Here is a 16,910-nt window from a genome sequence, read left to right on the forward strand (position 1 = left end):
TTGGATTAAAATTGATTAATTTAGCAAAGTTTTATGTAATCTATTCAATAAGAAACATCTGGCGATATGACTAAATTTTTCCTCCTTATCTTTATATTCCTTTCTTTAAATTTTGGATACAGTCAAAAAAAGATACCTAAAACACAATCTGAAATTAGCTTTCAGTCAGATAATTTTAAGAACAAAAAAGTATATTTGGTAAGTTATTATGGGAATTATAAGATGTTGCAAGACTCTGCAATAGCGAATAATAACGGTGAATTATCATTCAAAAAAAATAAAAAATATACAGAAGGACTTTACCTATTGGTAAATACTAACCGAGAGATTGAACTCGAATTTTTAATGGATTATGAACAACGCTTTCGTATAAAGGTAGATAAACAAAAAGGGGAAGCCCAACAAATTTTAAATTCTCCTCTAAATACAGATTTTCAAAATTTAAACATATTTTCTTTAGAGAAAAATAACAAAATTAATCTCTTAAAAAAGAAAATACTCACTACTCAAAAATTTGCAGATCGTAAAAACATTTATGAAAGTATTGATATACTGAATCATGAAATTAATGAGTACAAAAACAACTACATAAATAATAATAACAACACACTTTCTCTCTTTTTAAAACTAAGTGCTCCTATTGATGATTTTTCTTCTAAACCCGCAAACAGGGTTTTAAAATCTAAGAAAGATTCTTTATTATATTTAAAAGAAAACTGCTTTAAAGGAATCGATTTTAGTGATGAAAGAATACTTGTAAATCCATTTTTAGAGAAAAAAATTACAGGGTATTTAGATTATTTAATTGCAAAAAACCCTAAAAGTATTACAAAAGAAGCAATATCAATATTAGAAAAATCTAGGCAAAAAGACCCTGAAAATAGCAACGTTTTTAAATACTTAAGTCTATATATTTTAAACAAGTATATAACACCAAAACAAATGGGAAACGACCAGGTTTTTGTAACTCTTTACGAAAAGTATTTTAAAGACAAAAGCCACAATTGGTTGCAAAACTCTCAGAAAGAACTCTTTAAAAAAAATTATTATTTTTTAAAGAACAACCAAATTGGTAAAAAAGGTCGAAATTTATATATGAGTACAAAAAATAAAGAACCAATAAACTTATATGACATAAAAGCTACTTTTACAATTCTTGTTTTTTGGGACCCTAATTGCGAGTATTGTAAAGTAGAACTTCCTAAATTGAATACACTTTACAAGAAAAATTGGTCTAAAAATGATGTTAAAATATTTGCCATAAATTTAAAAGAAAAAGAATACAGTGCATGGCAAAAATTTATTAAAGAAAATAATTTAAATAACTGGACAAATGTTTTTGTGCCAAGTAATGTATCTACCAAATACTCGAAAGAAGAATTAAATTTCCAACAACATTATAATGTAACTAAAACTCCTATTTTTTATTTATTAGATCGAAATAAAAACATAATTGCTAAAGATATAGATCCTAAGAACTACAGTCAAATAATGGCAAATTATATGCAAATGAACTAACAGTTGCGCACAACAAAATCGTGTAAAATTTTCATTTGATCTTTTCCTGTTTCCTTGCCAATCTTTCCTAAAAAATAGAGAAAAATCCAAAGAAGTGGTAAAAAAAGTAACATTACAATAGGTAACACAATACTTTCATCAAGTGAAATTCTAGTAAATAATAATACTAAAAAACCTAAAAAAGAAATACCAACAATAAAATGAACAAACATAAAAAGTGTCCAAACTTGAGGTTTAGGTCCAAAAAGACCCTTTATAGTCGTTTTGTTATCTGAGGTTTCCAATAGTTCTAATTGCAATTGTGGCGACCAAAAATGTTCTTCTTTTTTAGGAACACTTATAAAAATATGATCGTCTACAAAAGTACCTCTAAGTTTTGTTGTATTTAAATTTAATGCCTCTTTAAATTGAGTTAGTACATGCTCTTTTCGACGTTCTAGCTGAATAGAAAATCGAGGTCTTAAAAAAATTTCACTATTTCTCTGTTCTTTAATTGCTGACATTTATTTAGACTTATAATCTAGTTTCATGGTTATAGAGGCTGTTTTCTCTTTCGAGGAGGTATTAAAAGTACCTCCCCAAGAGTAGTCTTCTTTAGAGTTTTGCCCAGTAATTTGAAAAATACCCATTTTAGCAGAAATTAAATGCCCTAATTTTCCACCAGAATTCTCAGCTATTTTCTCGGCTCTTGCTTTTGCATCTGCTGTTGCTTTAGAAATCATTTCTATTTTTAAATCGGCCAACTTAGTATAATAATACCTTGGTGGCTGTGAGTAAAATTGAATTCCCTTGTTTAACAACTCCGTAATTTGTCTAGAAATTTTAGCTACCTCTTCTACATTTTTAGAGTCGATTTGTAAATATTGTGTAAGAACATAGCCTAAAAATTGCTCCCCAGCATACTTTCCGTTTTTATACAACGCTTTTTGGTTTTTTCTGCTTTTTACAGCCTTAAAAACAATTTCACTCTCTTTTAATCCTTTAGACAACAAATAAGAATGTATTATTTTTTTATCTCTTTCTAAGTTATTGTAAGCAGTTTTTAAATTGAGACTTTCACTAGAAAAAGAACCTTCCCATACAATTAAGTCTGAAGTAAAATCTGCATTTCCTAGACCTGTTACAGAAATTGTTCCTTGGCCACTGTTTCTATTTATAATTGCGTTACCAAGTAAATACGCCGCTAGAATTATTGCCAATGAAAAAACAATGGCATTTAAATTATTTTTCATGATAGTTCGTTTAAGTACCCAATAAAGTTATAACAAATAATCGTATGTTAAATTGTATCTTTGCAAAAAATTTATCAAAGATGAATAGCATAGTTGCCATTGTTGGAAGACCAAATGTAGGAAAATCGACACTTTTTAATAGACTAGTACAGCGTAGAGAAGCTATTGTAGATTCTGTGAGTGGTGTTACAAGAGACAGACATTATGGAAAATCTGATTGGAATGGAAAAGATTTTTCTGTAATTGATACTGGTGGATATAGTATTGGTTCTGATGATATTTTTGAAGAAGAAATAAGAAAGCAGGTAAATTTAGCAATTGAAGAGGCAGATATTATTGTTTTTGTGGTCGATGTAGAAGAAGGTATTACGCCAATGGATGCCGAAGTTGCTAAAATTCTTAGAAAAGTAAAAAAACCAATTTTTGTTACTGTTAATAAAGTAGACAATGCAATGCGTGCTGCAAATGCTGTAGAATTTTATAATTTAGGTTTGGGAGATTACCATACTATTTCTTCTATTAATGGTAGTGGAACTGGAGATTTATTAGATGCGATTTCAGAGAAAATGCCAGCTCCTGAAGAGGTAGATTTAACAGCTGAAGAATTGCCAAGGTTTGCCGTTGTTGGAAGACCAAATGCAGGAAAATCTTCATTTATTAATGCATTAATAGGAGAAGATAGAAATATTGTTACAGATATTGCTGGAACCACAAGAGACTCTATAGATACAAAATACAATCGTTTTGGTTTTGATTTTAATTTGGTAGATACTGCTGGTATCCGAAAAAAGTCGAAAGTTAAAGAAGATTTAGAGTTTTACTCGGTTATGCGTGCAGTAAGAACTATTGAATACTCTGATGTAATAATTTTGGTTGTAGATGCAACAAGAGGCTTCGAAGGACAAGATCAAAATATATTTTGGCTTGCAGAAAAAAATAGAAAAGGCGTAGTAATTCTTATTAATAAATGGGATTTAGTTGAAAAAGAAACCAACACAATGAGAGATTACGAGGCAAAAGTAAAAGAACAAATTGCTCCTTTTACAGATGTGCCAATTGTATTTATTTCTGCTTTAACAAAACAACGATTGTTTAAAGCAATTGAAACAGCTGTAGCCGTATTTGAAAACAGAAAAACTAAAATTGCTACAAGTAAGTTTAATGATACGATGCTAGAAATTGTTAAAAACTATCCGCCACCGGCCATAAAAGGAAAGTTTGTAAAAATTAAATACTGTATGCAATTACCTACGCAAACACCACAATTTGCTTTTTTCTGTAACTTACCACAATACGTTAGAGACCCTTATAAAAGATATGTAGAAAATAAACTACGTGAAATTTATAACTTCTCAGGGGTACCTATTACCATTTATTTTAGACAAAAATAATATCCTCTTACAATAAATTAACAACAGTCAACTAAATTTAGTTGACTGTTGTTTTTTTAAAAAGGTTGAAATTAATAATCGTATTTCATATATTTTTTAATCCTACAAATAAGTTGTATTTTTAAAATCGTCTAAGAAATAACTTGGTTAAAAACACCTATTTCTTTCACCGATAAATTCCTTATGAAATTAAATATAAAAAATACATTTACAACAGAACTTCCAGCAGATAAAAATACAGAAAACACAAGGCGACAAGTAAAAAATGCTGTGTTTTCTTATGTACAACCAAAAAAAACATCAAAGCCAACCTTACTTCATGTTTCCGATGAAATGGCTAATAGTCTTGGTATTTCAAGAGAAGACACAAAAACCGATTTTTTTAAAAATATAGTTACTGGAAATTTAATATATCCTAAAACAACACCATATGCAATGTGTTATGCAGGGCATCAATTTGGCAATTGGGCAGGACAATTAGGAGACGGAAGAGCTATCAATTTATTTGAAGTTGAGCACAAAAAATCTCTATGGAAAGTTCAATTAAAAGGAGCTGGAGAAACACCGTATTCTAGAAATGCCGATGGACTGGCGGTATTACGCTCATCTATAAGAGAGTATTTATGTAGCGAAGCAATGCATTATTTAGGCATACCAACCACGCGCGCATTATCTTTAAGCTTAACAGGTGATAAAGTACTTCGAGATGTGCTGTATAATGGAAATCCGGCATACGAAAAAGGAGCAATTGTAGCCAGAGTGTCTCCTTCTTTTTTGCGTTTTGGAAACTTCGAAATTTTTGCAGCTAGAAACGATATTAAAAACTTAAAAATACTTACCGATTATACCATTAAACATCACTTTAGTTATTTAGGGAAACCATCTAAAGAGACTTATATAAAATTCTTTAAAGAAGTCACCAACAAAACACTTTCTATGATAGTTAATTGGCAACGTGTTGGCTTTGTTCATGGTGTTATGAATACAGATAATATGTCCGTTTTAGGGTATACTATAGATTATGGCCCTTACGGATGGTTAGAAGGTTTTGATTTCGGATGGACACCCAATACAACAGATCGTCAAAATAAAAGATATCGCTTTGGAAATCAACCAAATATTGGGCTTTGGAACTTGTATCAACTAGCAAATGCTTTGTATCCTTTGGTGGAAGATGCAAAACCGTTTGAGGAAATTTTAGCACATTATAGAATCGATTTTGAACAACAATCTTTTAAAATGATGAAAGCAAAAATAGGCTTGTTTACCGAAGGTATTAATGACATACAATTGATTCGAGAATTAGAAGATTGCTTACAATTAATTGAAACAGACATGACAATTTTCTTTAGAAACCTAAGCGATTTTGAGGAAGTGTTTACTGCAATTGAACTCCTTGAAGAGGCTATTTATTTTCCTAATGAGTTAAAAAAAGAATACAGAGAAAAATGGCAATCTTGGTTCGAACTATATGCTAAAAGGCTTTTAAAAGAAAAGGCATCTGATAAGGAAAGAAAAGAAAAAATGGACTCTGTAAATCCGAAATATGTACTTCGAAACTATATGGCACAACTAGCCATAGAAGCTGCTAATAAAGAAGATTACAGTTTAATAGATACACTATTTGAACTATTGAAAAAACCCTATGAAAATCAGCCTGAAAATGAAAAATGGTTTGCAAAAAGACCTGAATGGGCTAGAAATAAAATAGGTTGCTCAATGCTATCTTGTAGTTCTTAAAAAATAAAATAAATGATAGAATTAGGCTTAGGAACTGCAGCAATTGGCAGGCCACAATACATAAATATTAAAACAGAAAACAATATTCCTTTAAGTTTAAATGCTTTTAAAGAACAAGGTTTTGCTGTATTAGAAAATGCCTATAAGTTAGGTATTCGATATTTTGATACCGCACCGGGCTACGGACTAGCAGAAGAATTAGTATTAGAATGGGTGCAAACTAAAAATGATAAAAACATAGAAATTGGAACAAAATGGGGTTATACCTATACTGCAAAGTTTAATTCAACTGCCAAAATTCATGAAGTTAAAGAGCATAGTTTACAAAAACTGAAAGCGCAATGGGCTATTTCTAAAAAAATGCTTCCCTACTTAAAAGTGTATCAAATACACTCCGCTACATTAGAAACTAAAGTTTTAGAAAATACAGAAATCTTAAATTATTTAGCAAATTTAAAAGAAAAATATCAACTTCAAATAGGAATTACCACCACTGGAAAAAATCAAATAGAAGTACTAAAAAAAGCCTTAGATATAAAAGTTAATAATATCTATTTATTTGATGTTTTTCAAATTACTTATAATTTACTAGAGCAAAGTTTGTCTGAAATTTCTGAGGAATTATTACGACAAAACAAACAAATTATAATAAAAGAAGCGCTAGCAAACGGACGCATTTTTAGAAATGAAAACTACCAGCACTACAAAGAAATGTATGATTATTTAGAAAAAGTAGCACAAAAATATAAGGTTGGGGTTGATGCCATTGCACTAAAGTATTGCTCACAAACAATACCTAATAGTACAGTTTTAAGTGGTGCTAGTACCGAAAACCAACTTAAAGAAAACAAAAAATTATTAAATATCTCGTTAACTAAAGATGAAATAAATTGCTTGAACAAGTTTAAAGTAACTGCTGACTTTTATTGGAATGAAAGAAAAAAACTAATATGGAATTAAAAAAAATTGCTTTTGGTGGTGGTTGTCATTGGTGTACAGAAGCTGTTTTTCAATCTTTAAAAGGGGTAGAAGATGTAAAACAAGGGTTTATAGCATCTGAAGGAAAAAACAATACTTTTTCTGAAGCTGTAATAGTAAGCTTTACCTCTGAAATAGAACTTGAAGTATTGGTAGAAATACATCTAAGAACCCATAAAAGTACCAGTAAACACACTATGCGTAAAAAATATAGATCGGCAGTTTATTATTTTACAGCAGCACAAAAAGAACAATGTTTACATGTTTTACAAGAATTACAAAATAAATTCGATGCTAAAATAATTACAGAAATATTAGCTTTTAAAGAATTTAAACCCTCTAACGAAGCTTTTCAGAACTATTATTTAAAAAATCCTAAAAAACCATTTTGTGAAACGTACATCAATCCGAAGTTAAAGTTACTACTCAATACATTTTCTAACCACGTAAATGTGTCAAAAATATCAAACACAATTTAATTAACTAAAATCAACTAAAACTCTCTTATGAATACCCTAAAACTAGAAATAAAAAATAAAAAAGGATTAAAGCTTCAAGCATATTTAGAATTACCAGCAAATCGAAAACCCAATAACTTTGCAATTTTTGCACATTGCTTTTCGTGTAATAGCAATTTTACTGCAGTAAAAAATATTACTCGGTCATTAGCCAAACACGGTTTTGGTGTTTTACGATTCGACTTTACTGGTCTTGGAAAAAGTGAAGGTGAATTTGCAGAAAGTCATTTTTCGGCAAATGTAGAAGATTTACTAGCAGTAAACGAATACCTAACAAAACAATACCAAGCACCAACATTACTTATTGGTCATTCACTTGGTGGTGCTGCTGTAATTGTAGCTGCCTCAAAATTAAAAAATATAAAAGCTGTGGCCACTATTGGTGCTCCAGCAACCGTAAACCATGTTACACATTTATTTTCTCATGCCATAGAGGAAGTTGCAGAAAAAGGAGAGGTTGAAGTTCGAATTGGTGGAAGACCTTTTAAAATTAATAATGATTTTGTGGCAGATTTTAGTAAAACAGATTTACCTAGCATTACCAAAAAATTAAGAAAACCTCTGCTAGTTATGCACGCTCCTTTTGATAAAATTGTAGGTATAGAAAACGCTCATGAAATTTACCATAACGCCATACACCCAAAAAGTTTTATTAGTTTAGACGATGCAGACCATTTACTTTCTAGTTCGTCAGATAGCTTATACGTTGGAAATATGATTGGTGCATGGGTAGAAAAATACTTCGATAAACAAGAAAATAAAATGTTGCAAACAGAAGGAGAACAATTAGTAGCACATTTAAATATACTCGAAGACAATTTTACAACTTCTATACAAACCAAAAAACACTCATTCATTGCAGATGAACCTGGCTCTGTTGGTGGAGATGATTTTGGCCCCTCACCATACGAATACTTAAATGCTGGTTTAGCAGCCTGTACTGCAATGACCTTAAAACTCTATGCCCAAAGAAAAAAATGGGACTTGCAAGAAGTTTTTGTATACATTAGTCATTCAAAAAAACATAGTGATGATTTAAATATTGAAGTAGAATCGCCAAAATATTTAGATTTAATTGATAAAAAATTATCATTTATTGGTAATTTAGACGCCAAACAAAAACAACGATTAAAAGAAATTGCCTCTCGATGCCCAGTTCACAGAACACTGCAAAATGATGTAATTATAGAAACAGCAATTATTAAATAACTAAAAATTAACTAACATGAGTCTTATTAAAAACATTAAAAATTATTTTAACGCAAAAGCTAATGGCGAAAAAAACCAGAAAGCTCCTGAAGGAATATGCCCTAACTGTTGGGGAAAACAAGAATGGGATGGTGAGTTTTACAAACTTAATAAAGGAAATAAACTAGTAGGTAACGACCAAACGTATAGTACATTTATTAAAAAAGTTGTAGAAAGTAATGTGGTTGGTATTCAGGTAAAAGAAGATACCTATGAATGTGAAACTTGTAATATGAGCTACAAATAACACAGAACCCCATAAAATAGATGCTACACGAACTGAAAGAAATAGTAAATCATGCAATTGTTAACCAACACAAAAACATTAAAAATGTGTTGGTTACCGTTGTAGATTTAGAAGGTTCGTCTTACAGAAAACCCGGAGTTAGAATGCTTATTTCAGAAAACAACTCTATGATTGGTGCTGTAAGTGGTGGTTGTGTAGAAAAAGAAATTGCCCGAAGAAGTCAGTCTGTTTTTAAAAATAATATTGCCAAAGTTATTACCTATAATGGTAAATACCGAATTGGCTGCGAAGGAATTTTATACATTCTTATAGAACCTTTTTTTATTTCTGATGAATTTTTAACCGAATTCTCTAAAGCCATTCAGGAAAGAACTTCTTTAAAAATAACTAGCTATTATAAAAAGGAAGATGAAATTTATGGTAATTTTGGAAGCATTATTAATTGTAATGATAGATACTTCAATTTTTCTGACACTTTTTCTAATACTACTTCAGATGATTTAGCAATATTTTCTCAAGTACTAAAACCTATTTTTAGACTTATAATAATTGGCGGCGAACACGATGCTGTAAAACTATGCAAAGTTGCTGCTACATTGGGTTGGGAAGTAACAGTACTAACCAATGTAAAAGACAGTAAAAATAGTAGTGATTTTCCTGGTGCTAAATCAGTTATTGGAAGCACTCCCGAAACTGTAACTTTTAACAACATTCACCACAATACAGCTATTGTAGTTATGAACCATAGCTTTGTAAAAGATTTACAATATCTTTTAAAACTCTCTAAACATAAACCAGCCTACATTGGTGTTTTGGGTGCTCCGAAGAGAAGAGAAAAACTGTTTAACGCACTATTAGAATACAATACCGATATAGATGATACGTTTCTTGAAGCAATTTTTACACCCGCAGGATTAAACATTGGTGCAGAAACTCCAGAAGAAATTGCCTTTTCTATTATCTCAGAAATTTTGGCAGTTACTAGGAAAAAAGAAGTCCGCTCGCTAAGAGAACATTCTTAAAAGTTTAAAAATGAAAATAGCAATTTTAATTTTAGCTGCAGGTAGTTCTTCTAGAATGAAAACCCCAAAACAGTTGGTAAAAATTAATAATAGATACCTTTTAGATATCGTTTTAGAAAAAACAAAAAAAATACAAGAAAATGATGTTTATTGTGTTTTGGGAGCAAATGCCTCGTTAATTAAAAGTAAAATTGTAACATCAGCAGTAACTTTAATTTACAATGAAAATTACAAAATAGGTTTAAGTAGTAGTATTAAAAAAGGTATTGAATATATAGAAAATCAACATAAATCTTACAATGGTATTCTGATTGTTTTGGGAGATCAACCGTTAATTTCTGAAAAGTATATGCTACATATGATTAAAATTTTTTCTGAAAATTCATCTAAAATAATTGGCTCTAATTATGGAAATAAAATTGGTGTTCCTGCAATTTTTCCAGTAGCTTGTTTTAAATTACTTAAAGAAATTAAAGGAGATGAAGGTGCCGGGAAAATACTACAAAATTTAACGAACATACTACTCCCAAAAGAAACTGTTAACTTGTTAGATATTGATACCCCTGAAGATTTAAAAAAAATAAATTAATATTGATACATTAAATACTATTATGGCATTAATTTTTGGAGCGTTATTTGGATTATTATCCATTATTTTCGGAGCTTTCGGAGCTCACTTACTAAAAAATAAAAGAACAAATGAACTTTTACAAAGTTTCGAAACTGGAGTAAGATATCAAATGTTTCATGCTATCGTTTTGTTAATAATTGGCTATCATATTCAATTTAATAATACAATTATACAAACGCTTATAACATATAGTTTTATAGTTGGTGTATTATTATTTTCTTTTTCAATTTACGCATTGGTTTTAATAGCTCCAAAACACAAGTATCGAAAATTTTTAGGACCTATTACTCCTTTAGGAGGTTTATTTTTAGCTATTGGTTGGACTTTATTACTGTACAAATTTATATTTAATTAACACTACCATCCTCCAGAGGCACCACCACCACCAAAACTACCACTTCCTCTACCAGAATTACTTAAAATAATACTAGTAAATATAGTATCTGCCAAAGAACCAGTTCGTCTACCACCACCTCTATTGTTTTTATTTCCTCTAAAAATTATAATAAATAATATAATAATTATAATCATAAAAAACACAAAACCCGGGTCTGTACTGTTGTTGCTTTTAAATGAACGTGTTTCTTTAAATTCTCCTTTTAATGTTCTAAAAATCGCATGAACACCTTTTTCTAAACCGACATAAAAATCACCTTTTTTAAACTCCGGAATTATAATTCTTTCAATAATTCTTTTCGACATAAAATCAGTCAAAAATGGTTCTGCTCCTCTACCAACCTGTATGGTAATCTTTTTGTCGTTCTTAGCTAATAATATAAAAACTCCGTTGTCTTTACCTTTTTGGCCAATTTGCCATTTTTCTCCCCATTGCGCAGCCAAATATTTTATTTCTTCTCCTTCTGTAGATGCAATAATGGCCACTACAATTTGAGTAGAAGTAGAGTCTGAATAACGAATTAAATTTTGTTCTAATGTACTCTTTTGACTAGAGGAGAGTAAGTTTTCGTAGTCGTAGACGCTTGTTTGAATTTTTGGAGTTTCGGGTATTATAAATCCCTGAGAAAAAATCGAAAACCCGAATAAAAAGAAGCATATAGAAAGTAAGATTTTTCTTACAAAAAAGCTATTTAATACTTTAATCATCCTTTAGATATCTCATTTGAAAGTTCATCTTTATCATCTACTTGCCAAGGAAAATGAGCTTTTAATTCACTACCTGCTTTTAAAATGCCTTCAACTAATCCTTGTTTAAATTGCCCTTTTTTAAAATGGTTTTGTATGACATTTTTTGTGGTATTCCAAAAATCTTTTGCCACTAGGTCGTTTATTCCTTTATCGCCACAAATAACAAACTTATGGTCTTTTACAGCTACATAAATTAGCACTCCGTTAGCTTGTGCTGTTTTATGCATTTGTAAGAGATAAAATACTTCTAGCGCACGTTCATAGTGATCCTTTTCAGAAGAATCCTCTAGATGAACTCGAATTTCACCAGAAGTATTTTTCTCTGCAATTCTGATAGCAGAAATAATTTCTTGTTCTTCTTCGTGAGTTAGAAATTCTTCTACTTTAGACATTTATTGCTTTTTATTAAAGTTAAAATTTACATCAGGTGCATTCTCTGAACCAGCATCTGCCTTATAGCGATTCATCTCATCAAAATTTAAAATTCCCGCCAATAAAGAACCCGGAAACACCTTAATGTGTTTGTTATAAGTATTAACACCTGCATTAAAACGATCTCTTGCAACATTAATTCTATTTTCTGTACCTTCTAATTGACTTTGTAACTCAAGAAAATTCTGATTTGCTTTTAAGTCAGGATATCTCTCTACAACTAGTAATAACTTAGACAATGCTCCGCTTAAACCAGACTGTGCTTGTTGAAATTGAGCCATTTTTTCTGGAGATAAATCTCCTGCATTTATTGTTGTAGAAGTTGCTTTTGCTCGCGCCTCTATTACTTGAGTTAAGGTTTCTTTCTCGAAATCTGCAGCTCCTTGTACCGTTTTTACCAAGTTTCCTATTAAATCGTTTCTTCTTTGGTAAGCACTTTCTACATTAGACCAAGTTGTTTTTGCATCTTCTTGTAGCACTACAGCTTGGTTATTAAAGCCTTTTACCCAATTATATAGGCCAAATACAATTACCAAAACTACTATTAAAGGAATAAACCATTTTTTCATAATTATCTATTTTAAGTTTAGTTGATTTTAAAAATTTTATGTTTCTAATTTGATTAGACACAAAAAAACAACATTTGTTACAATTGATTTTTAATAGCCACCAAAGCTGCTTTCACTGTTTCTAATCTATTAATAATTTCTTGATGCTCTACTGTTTTTTGTGGATTCTTTTTTAGCTTCTGCTTAGCGCCTTCTAACGTAAATCCTCGTTCTTTAACAAGGCTATATATTAATTTAAAATTAGTAATATCGTCGGGAGTAAAAAGACGATTTCCCTTCGCATTTTTTTTTGGTTTTATAATATCAAATTCTTTTTCCCAAAAACGAATTAAAGAAGTGTTTACATGAAAAGCTTTGGCTACCTCGCCAATTTTATAATATCGCTTTTCTGGTAAATCTACATGCATACTATTAGTTAAATAATACAATTTAGGGTTTTATTTTTGCTTAAAAACAGTTTAATCGTATGACTGTCCTTCTTCTTCCGCAGATTTTTGCATGGCAATAAATTCTTCAGGAGTTAAATCACCATAATAAAAATTGATAGGATTTAAAGCTCTATCGTTCTTATGAATTTCGTAGTGTAAATGCGGAGCTGCAGACAAACCAGTATTTCCGACATAACCAATTAAATCGCCACGCTTAACTTTATCTCTCCTTCTTTTTACCATTTTACTCATGTGTGCATAAATGGTTTTATAGCCATAACCATGGTCTATGTAAATTACGTTTCCAAAGGTGGCACTTCGTTGAGCTCTAATTACAGTTCCGTTTCCGGTTGCATAAATTGGTGTTCCTGTGGGAGCTGTAAAATCCATTCCTTTATGAAACTTTCGATATTTTAAAATTGGATGCATTCTCATACCATAACCCGAAGCCATTCTCTTTAAATCTTCGTTTTTTACAGGCTGAATAGCAGGAATAGCCGCTAACATTTTTTCTTTTTCTTTAGCTAAACTTACTATTTCATCTAAAGATTTAGATTGAACAACCAATTGTTTTGATAAAATATCTACTTGTTTTGTTAGGTTTTTAATCATCTTAGAATTATCGTAGCCTTCTAAACTTTTGTATCTATTAACTCCACCAAAACCGGCTTTTCTTTGCTCATCTGGTATTGGGTTTGCTTCAAAATACATTCTATAGATGTTGTTATCTCTTTCTTGTAATTGTGCTAAAATTTCTGAACTTTCTTGCATTCTCTTTGCTAAAAGCTCATAGTTTAACTTTAAATTTTCATTCTCTCTGTTTAAAGCCCTCTCATTGGGCGACATAATAATTTGGCTAAAAGCTATAAAACCAATAAAAGCAACTAATAAAACTGCGGTTATAACAAAAAGAGTTCTTTTGTAGTAATCGCTTTTCTTAGTCTTAATTTTTCGATAAGAAAGCGTATCTGCATCGTAATAATATTTTACTTTTGCCATAATGGTAAATGTACTATTTTTGTTTTTTTAAAATCGATTTTTTATCAATTCTCGTTTTTAATAACTCACAAATTTACAAAATGTTTTACAACTGCTATTTTATGCAGTTTATTTTAAAAATATATTAACAAAATAGCCTCTCTATTCGAGACAAAATTCTTCTATGAAATCTCAAGATATCCGTGCCACCTTTTTAAATTTTTTTAAAGAAAAAGCTCATTTAGTAGTGCCTTCAGCACCAATGGTTACTAAAGACGACCCTACTTTAATGTTTGTAAATTCTGGAATGGCACCTTTTAAAGAGTATTTTTTAGGGAATGCAAATCCGAAAAAAAATAGAATTACAGATTCACAAAAATGTTTGCGCGTTTCTGGCAAGCATAACGACTTAGAGGAAGTTGGTTACGATACCTACCACCACACTTTATTTGAAATGTTAGGCAACTGGTCTTTTGGAGATTATTTTAAAAAAGAAGCAATTGCTTGGGCTTGGGAGCTTTTAACAGAAGTGTATAAAATTGATAAAGATATTTTATATGTAACTGTTTTTGAAGGCTCTACTGATGATGACAACCTAAAAATGGATACTGAAGCCTTTGATATTTGGAAACAGTATATAGATGAAGACAGAATTTTAACAGGAAATAAAAAAGATAACTTTTGGGAAATGGGAGAACAAGGACCGTGCGGGCCTTGCTCAGAAATTCATGTTGATATTCGTTCTGCAGAAGAAAAAGCAAAAATAGATGGTAAAACTCTAATAAATAAAGACCACCCACAAGTGGTAGAAATTTGGAACTTAGTTTTTATGCAATTCAACAGAAAAGCAAATGGAAAACTAGAAGATTTACCCAACAAACATATAGATACCGGAATGGGTTTTGAACGTTTGTGTATGGTTTTACAAAATGTACAATCTAATTATGATACCGACGTTTTTATACCTATGATTGAAAAAATATCTAAAATAACTAATGTAAAATACGGATTAGATAAACAACAAGATATTGCCATCCGTGTAATATCAGACCACGTAAGAGCTGTTGCCTTTTCTATTGCCGATGGGCAATTACCAAGCAATAATGGTGCAGGCTACGTAATTAGAAGAATTTTACGACGAGCAATTCGTTACGGTTTTACCTTTTTAAATACCAAAGAAGCTTTTATTTACAAACTGGTAAGTACATTAAGTGAACAAATGGGAAGTGCTTTTCCAGAATTGAAAGCACAACAATCATTTATAGAAAATGTAATTCGAGAAGAAGAAAATTCGTTTTTAAGAACACTAGATAAAGGGTTGCTTTTATTAGATAAAATAATTGAGGAAAGTGCCACCAAAGAAATTTCTGGAAATAGCGCTTTTGAGTTATATGATACTTTCGGATTTCCGGTAGACTTAACCGCATTAATTTTATCTGAAAAAGGATTTACCCTAGATGAAAAAGGATTTAATGAAGAACTACAAAAGCAAAAAAATAGATCGCGAGCAGCCAGTGAAACTTCTACAGAAGATTGGACTGTTTTATTGGATGATTCTTTAGAGGAATTTGTAGGATACGATGAACTAGAAGCAACTGTAAAAATCACAAGGTACAGAAAAGTAACTTCTAAAAAAGAAGGCGAAATGTATCAACTAGTCTTTAACTTAACTCCTTTTTATGCAGAAGGTGGCGGTCAAGTAGGAGACAAAGGTATATTGGAAAATAGTCAAGGAGAAATAGTACAAATTTTAGATACCAAGAAAGAAAATAATGTTATAATTCATTTTTCTAAAGAACTTCCAACTCATTTAAACAACTCATTTAAAGCTATTGTAAACAAAAAACACCGTCAAAAAGTTACATGCAACCATACTGCAACACACCTTTTACATGAGGCACTAAGAAGTGTTTTAGGAACTCATGTTACACAAAAAGGTTCTGCTGTTTCTGCTAAAAGTTTACGTTTTGACTTTTCACATTTTTCAAAATTAACAACAGAAGAGATTGTAGCAGTTGAAGATTTTGTAAACAAACGTATCGAAGCTCAAATTCCGCTAGAAGAAAACAGAAATATACCTATGGAAAAAGCTATTGAAAATGGCGCTATGGCTTTGTTTGGAGAAAAGTATGGAGATACTGTTAGAACCATAAAATTCGGCAAATCTATTGAATTATGCGGTGGTACACACGTACAAAACACGGGTAACATTTGGCAGTTTAAAATAAATTCTGAAAGTGCAGTTGCTGCCGGAATTAGAAGAATTGAAGCAATTACAAACAACGCTGTTAAAGAAGTTTTTACAAAAAACGAACACACATTAGTTGCTATAAAAAACCTTTTAAACAACTCTAAAGAGCCTTTAAAAGCAGTACTTAAATTGCAAGAAGAAAATGCTAATCTGCAGAATCAAATTACTATTTTGTTAAAAGAAAAAGCCCAAAACCTTTCTGGTGAAATTAACAAACAACTTCAAGAAATTAATGGTGTTAAATTCATAGCTAAAAAAGTAGATTTAGATGCTAACGGAATAAAAAATCTAGCTTTTGAAATTGGAAAAGAACATAATAATGCATTTCTTTTATTTGCTTCCTCACCTGCAAAAGACAAAGCAATACTTACCTGTTACATTTCTAAAGAGTTGGCCAATAACCGTGGCTATGATGCAGGTAAAGTTGTTAGAGAATTGGGTAAATTTATACATGGTGGTGGCGGTGGACAAAACTTTTTTGCAACAGCAGGTGGTAAAAATCCAGATGGCATTGCCAAAGTTTTAGAAAAAGCAAAAGACTATTTAATGTAATTAGCTTTAAACATAAAAAAGTAGCAGGC

18 protein-coding genes are annotated in these 16,910 nt (G+C 30.7%); 11 read left to right on the plus strand and 7 right to left on the minus strand.

The window, feature by feature from the left end; genetic code table 11:
• Positions 1-66 precede the first annotated feature (66 nt).
• The gene (locus WHD54_RS05540) at positions 67-1,518 is read left to right on the plus strand and encodes a thioredoxin-like domain-containing protein (protein ID WP_088323976.1); all 1,452 of its coding nucleotides are present in this window, start codon (positions 67-69) and stop codon (positions 1,516-1,518) included.
• Here the strand turns inward: WHD54_RS05540 and WHD54_RS05545 are convergent.
• Positions 1,515-2,021 carry a GTP-binding protein gene (locus WHD54_RS05545; protein ID WP_088323975.1) on the minus strand — a complete coding sequence of 169 codons (507 nt, stop codon included), beginning with the start codon at positions 2,019-2,021 and terminating at the stop codon, positions 1,515-1,517. The genes WHD54_RS05540 and WHD54_RS05545 overlap by 4 nt on opposite strands.
• The gene (locus WHD54_RS05550) at positions 2,022-2,750 is read right to left on the minus strand and encodes an SIMPL domain-containing protein (RefSeq protein ID WP_088323974.1); all 729 of its coding nucleotides are present in this window, start codon (positions 2,748-2,750) and stop codon (positions 2,022-2,024) included. It abuts the gene before it with no gap.
• 80 nt (positions 2,751-2,830) lie between these two features.
• Between WHD54_RS05550 and der the strand changes: the two genes are divergently transcribed.
• The 9 genes from der (at position 2,831) to WHD54_RS05595 (ending at position 10,880) form a co-directional block, all read left to right on the plus strand.
• The gene (gene der, locus WHD54_RS05555; RefSeq protein ID WP_088323973.1) at positions 2,831-4,141 is read left to right on the plus strand and encodes a ribosome biogenesis GTPase Der; all 1,311 of its coding nucleotides are present in this window, start codon (positions 2,831-2,833) and stop codon (positions 4,139-4,141) included.
• 183 nt (positions 4,142-4,324) lie between these two features.
• Positions 4,325-5,881 carry a protein adenylyltransferase SelO gene (locus tag WHD54_RS05560; protein WP_088323972.1) on the plus strand — a complete coding sequence of 519 codons (1,557 nt, stop codon included), beginning with the start codon at positions 4,325-4,327 and terminating at the stop codon, positions 5,879-5,881.
• 12 nt (positions 5,882-5,893) lie between these two features.
• Positions 5,894-6,841, plus strand: coding sequence for an aldo/keto reductase (locus WHD54_RS05565; RefSeq protein WP_317043153.1), 948 nt, complete (start codon positions 5,894-5,896; stop codon positions 6,839-6,841).
• On the plus strand, positions 6,832-7,338 hold the full coding sequence (locus WHD54_RS05570) for a peptide-methionine (S)-S-oxide reductase (RefSeq protein ID WP_088323971.1): 507 nt from the start codon (positions 6,832-6,834) through the stop codon (positions 7,336-7,338). Before WHD54_RS05565 ends, WHD54_RS05570 begins: the two co-directional genes overlap by 10 nt.
• Before the next feature lie 27 nt (positions 7,339-7,365).
• Positions 7,366-8,586 carry a bifunctional alpha/beta hydrolase/OsmC family protein gene (locus WHD54_RS05575; RefSeq protein ID WP_088323970.1) on the plus strand — a complete coding sequence of 407 codons (1,221 nt, stop codon included), beginning with the start codon at positions 7,366-7,368 and terminating at the stop codon, positions 8,584-8,586.
• 16 nt (positions 8,587-8,602) lie between these two features.
• A complete protein-coding gene (locus tag WHD54_RS05580; RefSeq protein WP_088323969.1) occupies positions 8,603-8,872 on the plus strand; it encodes a hypothetical protein in 270 nt (89 codons plus the stop codon).
• Between the two features lie 20 nt (positions 8,873-8,892).
• On the plus strand, positions 8,893-9,894 hold the full coding sequence (locus WHD54_RS05585; RefSeq protein ID WP_088323968.1) for an XdhC family protein: 1,002 nt from the start codon (positions 8,893-8,895) through the stop codon (positions 9,892-9,894).
• A 10-nt stretch (positions 9,895-9,904) separates the two neighbouring features.
• On the plus strand, positions 9,905-10,483 hold the full coding sequence (locus tag WHD54_RS05590; RefSeq protein ID WP_088323967.1) for a nucleotidyltransferase family protein: 579 nt from the start codon (positions 9,905-9,907) through the stop codon (positions 10,481-10,483).
• A gap of 22 nt (positions 10,484-10,505) precedes the next feature.
• Positions 10,506-10,880 carry a DUF423 domain-containing protein gene (locus WHD54_RS05595; RefSeq protein WP_088323966.1) on the plus strand — a complete coding sequence of 125 codons (375 nt, stop codon included), beginning with the start codon at positions 10,506-10,508 and terminating at the stop codon, positions 10,878-10,880.
• 2 nt (positions 10,881-10,882) lie between these two features.
• Here the strand turns inward: WHD54_RS05595 and WHD54_RS05600 are convergent, their stop codons facing one another.
• The 5 genes from WHD54_RS05600 to WHD54_RS05620 form a co-directional block, all read right to left on the minus strand.
• Complete coding sequence (locus WHD54_RS05600; RefSeq protein WP_088323965.1) at positions 10,883-11,629, minus strand: TPM domain-containing protein; 747 nt, start codon at positions 11,627-11,629, stop codon at positions 10,883-10,885.
• Positions 11,626-12,063, minus strand: coding sequence for a TPM domain-containing protein (locus tag WHD54_RS05605; protein WP_088323964.1), 438 nt, complete (start codon positions 12,061-12,063; stop codon positions 11,626-11,628). The genes WHD54_RS05600 and WHD54_RS05605 overlap by 4 nt, the downstream gene beginning before the upstream one ends.
• Entirely contained in the window at positions 12,064-12,672 is a 609-nt protein-coding gene (locus WHD54_RS05610; protein ID WP_088323963.1) for a LemA family protein, read from the minus strand. It abuts the gene before it with no gap.
• 77 nt (positions 12,673-12,749) lie between these two features.
• Positions 12,750-13,079, minus strand: a complete 330-nt coding sequence (locus WHD54_RS05615) for a MerR family transcriptional regulator (RefSeq protein ID WP_088323962.1) — start codon at positions 13,077-13,079, stop codon at positions 12,750-12,752.
• Positions 13,080-13,130: 51 nt separating this feature from the next.
• Positions 13,131-14,099 (minus strand): M23 family metallopeptidase, encoded by a 969-nt coding sequence (locus tag WHD54_RS05620; RefSeq protein ID WP_088323961.1) that lies wholly within the window; start codon positions 14,097-14,099, stop codon positions 13,131-13,133.
• A gap of 163 nt (positions 14,100-14,262) precedes the next feature.
• On the opposite strand from WHD54_RS05620, the gene alaS reads away from it, so the two are divergent.
• Positions 14,263-16,881 carry an alanine--tRNA ligase gene (gene alaS / locus WHD54_RS05625; RefSeq protein WP_088323960.1) on the plus strand — a complete coding sequence of 873 codons (2,619 nt, stop codon included), beginning with the start codon at positions 14,263-14,265 and terminating at the stop codon, positions 16,879-16,881.
• The last annotated feature ends 29 nt before the right edge of the window (positions 16,882-16,910 follow it).

Source organism: Polaribacter tangerinus (assembly GCF_038024095.1).
Taxonomy (GTDB): domain Bacteria; phylum Bacteroidota; class Bacteroidia; order Flavobacteriales; family Flavobacteriaceae; genus Polaribacter; species Polaribacter tangerinus.

What these genes read in the sequence shown, in the direction of transcription:
- WHD54_RS05575 (WP_088323970.1), top strand. Translation starts at nt 7,366, where the DNA reads ATGAATACCCTAAAACTAGAAATAAAAAATAAAAAAGGATTAAAGCTT.
- WHD54_RS05615 (WP_088323962.1), bottom strand. Translation starts at nt 13,079, where the DNA reads ATGCATGTAGATTTACCAGAAAAGCGATATTATAAAATTGGCGAGGTA.
- WHD54_RS05570 (WP_088323971.1), top strand. Translation starts at nt 6,832, where the DNA reads ATGGAATTAAAAAAAATTGCTTTTGGTGGTGGTTGTCATTGGTGTACA.
- WHD54_RS05600 (WP_088323965.1), bottom strand. Translation starts at nt 11,629, where the DNA reads ATGATTAAAGTATTAAATAGCTTTTTTGTAAGAAAAATCTTACTTTCT.
- WHD54_RS05595 (WP_088323966.1), top strand. Translation starts at nt 10,506, where the DNA reads ATGGCATTAATTTTTGGAGCGTTATTTGGATTATTATCCATTATTTTC.
- WHD54_RS05565 (WP_317043153.1), top strand. Translation starts at nt 5,894, where the DNA reads ATGATAGAATTAGGCTTAGGAACTGCAGCAATTGGCAGGCCACAATAC.
- WHD54_RS05620 (WP_088323961.1), bottom strand. Translation starts at nt 14,099, where the DNA reads ATGGCAAAAGTAAAATATTATTACGATGCAGATACGCTTTCTTATCGA.
- WHD54_RS05610 (WP_088323963.1), bottom strand. Translation starts at nt 12,672, where the DNA reads ATGAAAAAATGGTTTATTCCTTTAATAGTAGTTTTGGTAATTGTATTT.
- WHD54_RS05605 (WP_088323964.1), bottom strand. Translation starts at nt 12,063, where the DNA reads ATGTCTAAAGTAGAAGAATTTCTAACTCACGAAGAAGAACAAGAAATT.
- WHD54_RS05580 (WP_088323969.1), top strand. Translation starts at nt 8,603, where the DNA reads ATGAGTCTTATTAAAAACATTAAAAATTATTTTAACGCAAAAGCTAAT.
- WHD54_RS05560 (WP_088323972.1), top strand. Translation starts at nt 4,325, where the DNA reads ATGAAATTAAATATAAAAAATACATTTACAACAGAACTTCCAGCAGAT.
- der (WP_088323973.1), top strand. Translation starts at nt 2,831, where the DNA reads ATGAATAGCATAGTTGCCATTGTTGGAAGACCAAATGTAGGAAAATCG.
- WHD54_RS05540 (WP_088323976.1), top strand. Translation starts at nt 67, where the DNA reads ATGACTAAATTTTTCCTCCTTATCTTTATATTCCTTTCTTTAAATTTT.
- alaS (WP_088323960.1), top strand. Translation starts at nt 14,263, where the DNA reads ATGAAATCTCAAGATATCCGTGCCACCTTTTTAAATTTTTTTAAAGAA.
- WHD54_RS05545 (WP_088323975.1), bottom strand. Translation starts at nt 2,021, where the DNA reads ATGTCAGCAATTAAAGAACAGAGAAATAGTGAAATTTTTTTAAGACCT.
- WHD54_RS05590 (WP_088323967.1), top strand. Translation starts at nt 9,905, where the DNA reads ATGAAAATAGCAATTTTAATTTTAGCTGCAGGTAGTTCTTCTAGAATG.
- WHD54_RS05550 (WP_088323974.1), bottom strand. Translation starts at nt 2,750, where the DNA reads ATGAAAAATAATTTAAATGCCATTGTTTTTTCATTGGCAATAATTCTA.
- WHD54_RS05585 (WP_088323968.1), top strand. Translation starts at nt 8,893, where the DNA reads ATGCTACACGAACTGAAAGAAATAGTAAATCATGCAATTGTTAACCAA.